This window comes from Methylomagnum sp. (genome assembly GCF_054333355.1).
In genome coordinates, this window is record NZ_JBTEKS010000218.1 from 1 (window position 1) to 7,658 (window position 7,658).

Sequence of the window (7,658 nt, forward strand, 5' to 3'; positions counted from 1 at the left end):
CCCCCCACTCCCACCCTTCGAGATCGTTTTGACCACCCATCCAGTGGTGGAAATCAGGGTTTCCCCGGCCTCTCGCCTGCCCCCGGCCACTTCCAGCAGGGGCAACGCGGCGGCGACTGGAACCTTCGCAGCGAGGTCGGCCCAAAACCCGGAAAGTATATCGCCTTCGCCCGCGTCATGAGGTCGACCTATCTCAAGGACTCCGCCCGCCACGGAACCGGCCCCCAGCACCAGCGCGGCGGCAAAGGGCGGAGCGCCCATGGGGCTTGCGAGATAAGTCGGCCAAGCTTCGTCATAACACACCAGCAGCATTTCACCGCCCTGGGTCGCCAGCCAAGTCCAACACTCCACCAGCGCCATGGCGAAGGTTTCGTGCCCGGCGGCGAGGGCCGAGGCGGGCAGCGTGCAGCCGTGAACGATGCTCCAATACCCCGCCGCCGTGTTGTGGACCGAGTTGTGAAAAGCCGTCGGGGAAATCAGGCCGTCGGGCTTGGCGAGTTCGATGCAGAGCGCGTCCGTCACTTGAATCTCGCCGCCCACGCAGGCGAACACCGTGGGCAATTGGGCGGGTGAGCGACCGGCCCGGCGGCAGGCTTCCGTGGCGGCGCTGAACGCCAGTTGGGTGGCCTGGCTGGCGCGGCGGCGTAGCGCGGCGGGAATGGCGTTGCGGTCAACGCCGGTGGCGGGGCAGGGCAGTTGCCCGCGCAAGGCTTCATCCGGGGTGGCGACGCCGTAGCCCAATAGGCTCATGTGTTCCATCAACCGGCACCTCCCGCCCGCAGCAGGACGCTGGCGTTGTTGCCGCCGAAGCCGAAGGAATTGCTAAGCGCATGGCGCAACGGCACGTTGAAACGTGGCTCGATCAGCGGGACGACGGGGCAGTCCGGGTCCGGTTCGCAGAGGCCAGCGGTGCCGGGCAAGGCTTGGTTTTCCAGGGCCAACAGGCTCGCGATGGCTTCCACCGCGCCCGCCGCGCCCAGGGTGTGGCCGAGCAAGCCCTTGATGCCGCTGCATGGCACGCCGCCGGGAAATACTTGGGCGATGGCCTTGGCTTCGGCCAGATCATTGAGCGGGGTGGCGGTGGCGTGCAGGTTCAGGTAATCCACGGCTTCGGCGGGGAGGCCCGCGAGCGCCAGCGCCCGTTGCATGGCCGCCGCCGCGCCCGCGCCTTCCGGGTGGGGGGCGCTCATGTGGTGGGCGTCGGAGGATTCGCCCACCGCCAGCAGGTGCGGGCATTCGGCGTGATCCGGGCCGGATTTCTCCAGCAGCAACAGCGCCGCCGCTTCGCCGATGTTGATGCCGCGCCGCCGCCGGTCCAGCGGGGCGCAAGGCTCGGGGGAAATCAGGTCCAGGCTATGAAAGCCCCGCAAGGTCAGTCGGCACAGCGTGTCCACGCCCGCCACCAGCACCGCGTCGCAGACGCCCGCCGCAATCAGCCGGTGCCCCGCGCCCAAGGCTTTGGCGCTGGACGAACACGCGGTGGAAATGGCGTGGCAGGGTCCGCGCAAGGCCAGTTCGTGCCGGAGGAATTCCGCCGTGGCCTGGGCGGTGTGACGCTTGATGAAGTTGAAGCCCTCCGGCATGTGGCCGTGTGCCAGAAAATACTGGTAGGCCGCTTCCGAGTCGTAAATCCCCGAGGTGCTGGTGCCCAACACGAGGCCCACCCGTTTCGCGCCGTGGCGGCGGGCGGCGGCTTCCACGGCGGCGCGGAAATCGCCGGTGTTCAGCGCTTGCAGGGCCAGCCGGGCGTTGCGGCAATCGTAGTCGCGGAGTTCGGGGCGGAGGCTCGGCAGCGGGGAAGCCACCTCGCCCACCAAGGTGGCGAAGGGCAGCGGGAAAAGCTGGATGGGGCGCAGCCGGGTTTGGTTGTCCTGGAGGCTTTGCCAGAGGGCGGCGCTGTCGTCGCCAGCGGCGCTGACGCATTGGTGGGCGGTGATGGCGACGGGAAGCATTGCGATAGGGAGTTGAGGGGGATTATCAGCCAAACCTAATAATCATTCGGTGGAAACCGAAGCCGCCTCCTCGTTGGTCGGCATCACCGGGCCACCGACCGCCTGCTTGTAATTCTTGAACACATAAATCGCCAGCGAATCGGCGATGCGCCGCAGCATGGCGTTGTCGTTGCCGCCGAAGGAATAAGCGCCCGCCATGGCCGATGATTTCGAGTAAAACTCTGGGCTGGCGATGGTTTTGCCGGTTTGCTTGTCGGTGAATTTGGCTTTCATTATGACCGCCGAACTGCCGGACCACGCGCCCGTGAATACCCGTTTGGCACCGCTCACGAATTTCAGCTCGGTGACGGTGGGTTCGATGACCAGGGTCCGGGCGGCGCCGTTCAAGGGCTTTTCATTCCATTGCTGCAAGCGGGTGCCCAGTTTTTCCTGGACATGCTCCCCGATTTTCGCCATGGCTGGTTTTTGTGCCGCCACTTCACCGCTTCCGGCTTGCACCGGCTGGAGTTCGAAGCGATTGAAGTTGGAGAACTTTTCTGAGGGGCTGGGATTGGTATCGGCGGTGGGTTTGATATTGGTGGCACAGCCGGACACGAACGCAGCGAGTAGAAGCAGGGGAATGAATGTGGTTTTGATATTCATGGCGATATTTCCCGTTTTTGTTGTGGTCAGGAGAATTGTATACCTACCGGGCTGGTCTTCGGGTCAGGCTGGCGGGTTGGTTTTGAGCAAGCCATCCCGCTTTTCCCGGATCAACAACGGACACAGCAAAAATCCCAACGCCACGCCCAGCGTCACCCCCGCCGCCATGATGCGTAGCGTCGGATTCTCCGCCAGCCCCAGGGCCGCGAAAGACACCACCGTGGTCAGCATGGACGCGGCGATGGCCTGATAGGTGGCGTGGATGTCGCCGCCGCCATTGTCCAGGAAGAAAATCCCGTAATCCTCGCAGATGGACACCGCCAGCAGCAGGCACATGACGTGCAGGAAGCTCACCGGCTGACCCAGCACGGCCCAGGCGGCGAAGATGGACAGCGCCGCCAGCAGGGCCGGAAACAGGCTGAAAAACGCCCTGCCGGGATGGCGGTAACGCAGCCACAGCAGCCCATAAATCGCCAGCAATCCCCAGCCCAGCATCACCAGCGATTGGTCGCGATAGTGTTGGGCCAAGCCATCCAGCAAATCCTTCTGGCTGAAATAGCGGGCACCCGGAATCCCGGCGATGGCGTCGGCCACGGCGGCGGGCTGATGGGCACCCAGCCAAATCACCAAGGCCACGCCGCCCGGTTGGCGGACAATCTGGCCGGACAGGATTCGCCCGACGCTTCCCGCCAGGCTGGCTTCTGCCGACAGCGGTTCCGGCGACGGGACCAGCGTTCCCAGCTTGTCCACCGCCAGCCCGGAATCCGCCAGCGCTTTCCGCCACGCGGCGCGGAATTGGTCATTCACGGCGCTGGCGTAGATGGCCGCGTTGGCCGCCTGCAACTCTGCCGACGCCAGCCAGGGATAAAGCCCAAAGAACGCCTTCACCCCGCCGGATTCTTTAAGTTTGCCAAGCCGCCGCTCGACCGCTTCGGAGCCGCGCAGGGCGGTTTCCAAGTCCGGGGCGCTGATCAGCACGAAGCGGCCCGGCTCGACCCCGGACAAATGGGCGCGGATGCGCTGGTCCACCCGCTTCAGGTCCGACATATCCATGGCGAGGCTGGAAAGATCGTCCATCCAGCGCATTTGCGGCAGCACCGCGAGTCCGCCGCACAGTCCCGCCGTCAGCAGCAGCGACAGCGCGAGGCGGCGTCGCTGGCAAAAGCCTATCCAGCGGGACAGGCCGGGGAGGCGGGCCTCGCGCAATTGGGTGTTCACCAGCAGGGCCGGCAAGACCCAGCGGGTCAGCGCCAGCGTGGCGAGGATGGCGGCGGCGGAGAACACGGCGATTTGCCGGAAGCCCGGAAACCCGGCGAAGCCCAAGGCCACATAGCCGACGATGGTGGTGAGCGCTCCGATGAAGAGGCTCGGCCAGACTTTCCGCACCGCCACCGTGGCGGACTCGCCCTGATGCTGGGAAGCGTGGGCGAGGACGTGCATGGGGTAATCAATGCTGACGCCGGTGAGGGTCGAACCCAAGGCCAGCGTCAGGCTGTGGACCGTGCCGAACACCAGCGCGGTCGCCAAGGTGCCCACGGCGTAGGACGCGGCCACGATCAGCAACACCCAATGCATGGCCGCGAAGGAGCGGAACAGCGCCAGAAAAATCAGCACCACGGCGACGGTGGACACGGCGGAAACCAGCGCCACATCGCGGCCTATCTGGTCGTGGGCGGTCACGGTGAACACCGGCACGCCGGTCATGGCGAGGCTGAATTCGCCCCCGGACGCGGCGTTCAGGCGGTCGAAGCGGTCCCGGATGGCGGCTTGTAATTGGGATTGGGCGTCCGTGTCCAGGGACGGCGCCTTGGCTTGCAGAACCACGCCGCCGAAGTCGGCGCGGGCGGCGGGCGGCGGGTTCACCCGGTCGCGCAAGCCCCGGAACGCTTGCAGCGACAACAGCAGCGGATCGTGCTTGGCGATGTCCTTGACCAACGCGCCCTGCGGCGACAGCAGCGCCCGCCGCAAGCCTTCCGCCCGGTCCTTGAGCGAGCCGGGGTCGAACAGCCGGTCCCGCTCGGCGTCCGGGTCCAGGCTGTACAAGCGGGCGTGATGGGGCGCGTGGGATTTGACCGCCGCGAGCCAATCATCCGGTGGGCGGTCGGCCAGCCAGACTCGTTCCACGCCGGGTAACGCCGCCAATTCCCGGACCAGGGCGGTGGTGAAGGCTTCCATTCCGTTGGAGAAATCCCCTTTTTTGATCTCCCTCACCCCAGCCCTCTCCCGGTGGGGGAGGGAGCCGGACGGGGCACCATCGGCTTGGTTGTCTATGGTGCCCGGCTTGGGTTCGACGGCGATGAGATAGCGCCGCGACAACTCCCCCGATTGCAGGAAGCCCGCCAGGAAGGCGGCGTCCTCGTTGTCGGTGGCGGTGAAGAAGGTGTTGAGGTCGGTCTCGACCTTGGCGGTCAGGAAGGTCGCCGCCACCAGCAGGGGCAGCAGCAGGAAGAACAGGCGTTTGCGCCAGACCGGGGGCAAGGACACTATTCCCCCGCCGCCTCGGACACCAGTTGCCGCAGCGGCGCTTCCACAGCGGCGCCCTCCCGGCTTTTGTCCAGGCTGTACTCGGTGTCCTCCCCAGTGGGCGGATGGATGGCGATGCGTCGCTGACCCTGAGTTTCGTCCCCGGAAATTTCGATGCGGGTGGCCGGTTCCTCGGCGGCGTCGGTTTTGCCGTCCAGTCGCAGGGTCCAGCGCTGGTCCTTGGATTCGGCGCGGATGTCGTAGTCGGCGGCGAGTTCCTCGGCGCGGCCTTGGATGATCGCCCGGAAGGTGCCGATTTGTTCGGCCATTTCACCGGCGTAGGCGAGGGGCGCGGATTGGCGCTGCTGGTGGGCGGCGTCGTAGTAATACATGCGGTCGCCGGAAATCGCCATGACCACCCGTTCCGGGGCGGTTTGCAATTTCACCAAGGTGCCGTCGGGGGCGGACAACAAATAGCCGGCGCCTCGCCAGGGCTGATCCAGTAATTCCAGGCGGCGGGTCTCCTGATAGCGGAATTCCACCGGGGCGGCCTGGCGGAAACGGTTCAGCAACTCCGTTGCCGACGGGTCGGCCCAGGCGGGCGCCGATAGCGCCGCCAACAATAGTCCGAAAATGATGAAGCCCCGTTTCATCGGCCCAACCCCCGGAACACCTTGTGCCCGTCCCGCGCCATCACTTTGAAGCTCTCCACAGGGCTGGGCATGTCCATATCGGGAAAGCGGCGCGGGCGGTAGAGATATTCCCCAACCGCCAACACGCCCATCAGGACATACACCACCAGCCCGGTGAATAGCGTCCAGGGGCGGCTGTCTGGCAAGGTCGCCAAGCCCGCGCAAATCACCGCGCTGACCACGAAGAGGCCGGTCCACACCCAAGTGAGTTGGCGCAGGTAGTCGGCGATGCCCGGCTGGAATTCCGGGAATTGCAGCCGCACCATGCGCTCGATCAAGGACGGCGGATGGCGCAAGGTGTGGCCGAACAACAGCGCGACGGACAGGTAGACGAAGGCGGGAATCAGCCGGGTGGCGATGTCCTCCGCGAAGAAGGCGCCCAGCAGGCACAGCGCCGCCATCAGTCCGTGGCCGAGGCGGGTGGACCTGGCCCCGGCCCGCACGGCGCGGAAGGCCGTCAGGGTCGCGAATAAAACCAGCACCCACGGCGCCCAGCCCTGCCGGACCAGATAAGCGCCGAGGAAGGGATAAGCGGCGACGGCCAGGACAGTCAGCGGGATTTTGAGGCGGGGTGACACGGCTTAATGGCGGCGGTGGCCCGCCACGAAATCCGCCAGGGCGTTCAGGGAGGCGAAGATTTCGGGGTTGCGGGCGTCGCCGGAGGAGATTTTCACGCCGTAGGTCCGGTCCAGCAGGACGCCGATTTCCAGGGCGTCGATGGAATCCAGCCCGAGGCCGGTGCCGAACAGCGGCGCGGCGGGGTCGATGTCGTCGGGGGTGAGGTCTTCGAGGCGCAGGCCGTCGATCAGCAGGCGTTTCAGTTCGGTGATGAGGTTCTCAGACATACGGGGCTTGCGTTATATGAGGCATCCGGCCCGGCTTCTAAGGTGTGAGCCGGTGATGGATGGCTTGGATCGGATTGGGATTAAGCGCTTTCAGGCCGTCTCATTGTACCGATGAAAGACCGGCTCGGTTTTAAAAACCGAGCCGGTTTATACGAGTTTCATGAAACAAACCCCGAGCTTTTCAGCAGTTCCATCGTCACGCCCGAGCCGCCTTCCGCCGCCTTCTCCCCCAGCAGCAGCCGTTCCATGTAGCGGGCCAGAATATCCACTTCCAGGTTCACCCGGCGACCCGTTTCGGTCTCGCCCAGGGTGGTTTCCTTGAGGGTGTGGGGCACGATGTTGATGCCGAAGCGGGCGCCGTTGACTTCGTTCACGGTCAGGCTGACGCCGTTCACGCAGATGGAGCCTTTCTCGGCGATGTACTTGGCGAGGGCGGGCGGGGCTTCGATGGTGAAGCGCACCGAGCGGGCGTCGCCGTGCTTGTCCACCACCTGGCCCACGCCGTCCACATGGCCGCTGACCAAATGCCCGCCCAGCCGGGTGGTGGGCAAGAGGGCCAGTTCTAGATTGACGCTGGCGCCAGATTTGGCGTCGCCGAGGGTGGTGCGCGACAGGGTTTCTTTCGACACGTCGGCGCAGAAATGGCGGGGGCCGAGCTCCACGGCGGTCAGGCACACGCCGCTGACGGCGATGCTGTCGCCGAGCCTCACGTCGGCCATCGGCAGCTTGCCGGTGTCGATGGTCAGGCGGCAGTCGCCGCCCTTGGGTTCGATGCGGGTGAGGGTGCCTATGGATTGGATGATGCCGGTAAACATGGGGTTCGTTGCGAGCGGTTGATGAATAAATGGTGCGGGGAGGATACGCCATAACGCTAAACGGTGCCTATCCCGGTCTGGACTCCAAAGCTTGGTTTGGAGTAAAGGAGATAGCCGCGTTGGGTGGCGGGTTGAAGCTCGCGCCTACATTGCCCGATAAATCCAATAGCCACCCCAAACCGCCAGCCCGATCCAAACGGCCACGATGACGGCGGCGGCGCTCCGACTGACCGGCTTGCCGTTGGCGAG

At 65.5% G+C, this 7,658-nt stretch carries 8 protein-coding genes; all 8 read right to left on the bottom strand.

The features are described 5' to 3' along the window. The coding region (locus tag ACXWUF_RS15155; RefSeq protein WP_458495491.1) for a beta-ketoacyl synthase chain length factor at positions 1–750 on the bottom strand (750 nt) is incomplete at its 3' end. 8 nt (positions 751–758) lie between these two features. After that, a complete protein-coding gene (locus ACXWUF_RS15160; RefSeq protein ID WP_458495492.1) occupies positions 759–1,952 on the bottom strand; it encodes a beta-ketoacyl-ACP synthase in 1,194 nt (397 codons plus the stop codon). Between the two features lie 42 nt (positions 1,953–1,994). After that, positions 1,995–2,594 (bottom strand): DUF4410 domain-containing protein, encoded by a 600-nt coding sequence (locus ACXWUF_RS15165; protein ID WP_458495493.1) that lies wholly within the window; start codon positions 2,592–2,594, stop codon positions 1,995–1,997. A gap of 63 nt (positions 2,595–2,657) precedes the next feature. Continuing rightward, positions 2,658–5,072, bottom strand: a complete 2,415-nt coding sequence (locus ACXWUF_RS15170) for an MMPL family transporter (protein ID WP_458495494.1) — start codon at positions 5,070–5,072, stop codon at positions 2,658–2,660. Between the two features lie 5 nt (positions 5,073–5,077). Then, entirely contained in the window at positions 5,078–5,710 is a 633-nt protein-coding gene (locus ACXWUF_RS15175) for a LolA-related protein (protein WP_458495495.1), read from the bottom strand. Continuing rightward, positions 5,707–6,327 carry a hypothetical protein gene (locus ACXWUF_RS15180; protein ID WP_458495496.1) on the bottom strand — a complete coding sequence of 207 codons (621 nt, stop codon included), beginning with the start codon at positions 6,325–6,327 and terminating at the stop codon, positions 5,707–5,709. The genes ACXWUF_RS15175 and ACXWUF_RS15180 overlap by 4 nt, the downstream gene beginning before the upstream one ends. Before the next feature lie 3 nt (positions 6,328–6,330). Then, complete coding sequence (locus ACXWUF_RS15185) at positions 6,331–6,594, bottom strand: phosphopantetheine-binding protein (RefSeq protein ID WP_458495497.1); 264 nt, start codon at positions 6,592–6,594, stop codon at positions 6,331–6,333. A gap of 158 nt (positions 6,595–6,752) precedes the next feature. Next, a complete protein-coding gene (locus ACXWUF_RS15190) occupies positions 6,753–7,409 on the bottom strand; it encodes a riboflavin synthase (RefSeq protein ID WP_458495498.1) in 657 nt (218 codons plus the stop codon). Between the last annotated feature and the right edge of the window lie 249 nt (positions 7,410–7,658).

What these genes read in the sequence shown, in the direction of transcription:
- ACXWUF_RS15175 (WP_458495495.1), bottom strand. Translation starts at nt 5,710, where the DNA reads ATGAAACGGGGCTTCATCATTTTCGGACTATTGTTGGCGGCGCTATCG.
- ACXWUF_RS15190 (WP_458495498.1), bottom strand. Translation starts at nt 7,409, where the DNA reads ATGTTTACCGGCATCATCCAATCCATAGGCACCCTCACCCGCATCGAA.
- ACXWUF_RS15160 (WP_458495492.1), bottom strand. Translation starts at nt 1,952, where the DNA reads ATGCTTCCCGTCGCCATCACCGCCCACCAATGCGTCAGCGCCGCTGGC.
- ACXWUF_RS15165 (WP_458495493.1), bottom strand. Translation starts at nt 2,594, where the DNA reads ATGAATATCAAAACCACATTCATTCCCCTGCTTCTACTCGCTGCGTTC.
- ACXWUF_RS15185 (WP_458495497.1), bottom strand. Translation starts at nt 6,594, where the DNA reads ATGTCTGAGAACCTCATCACCGAACTGAAACGCCTGCTGATCGACGGC.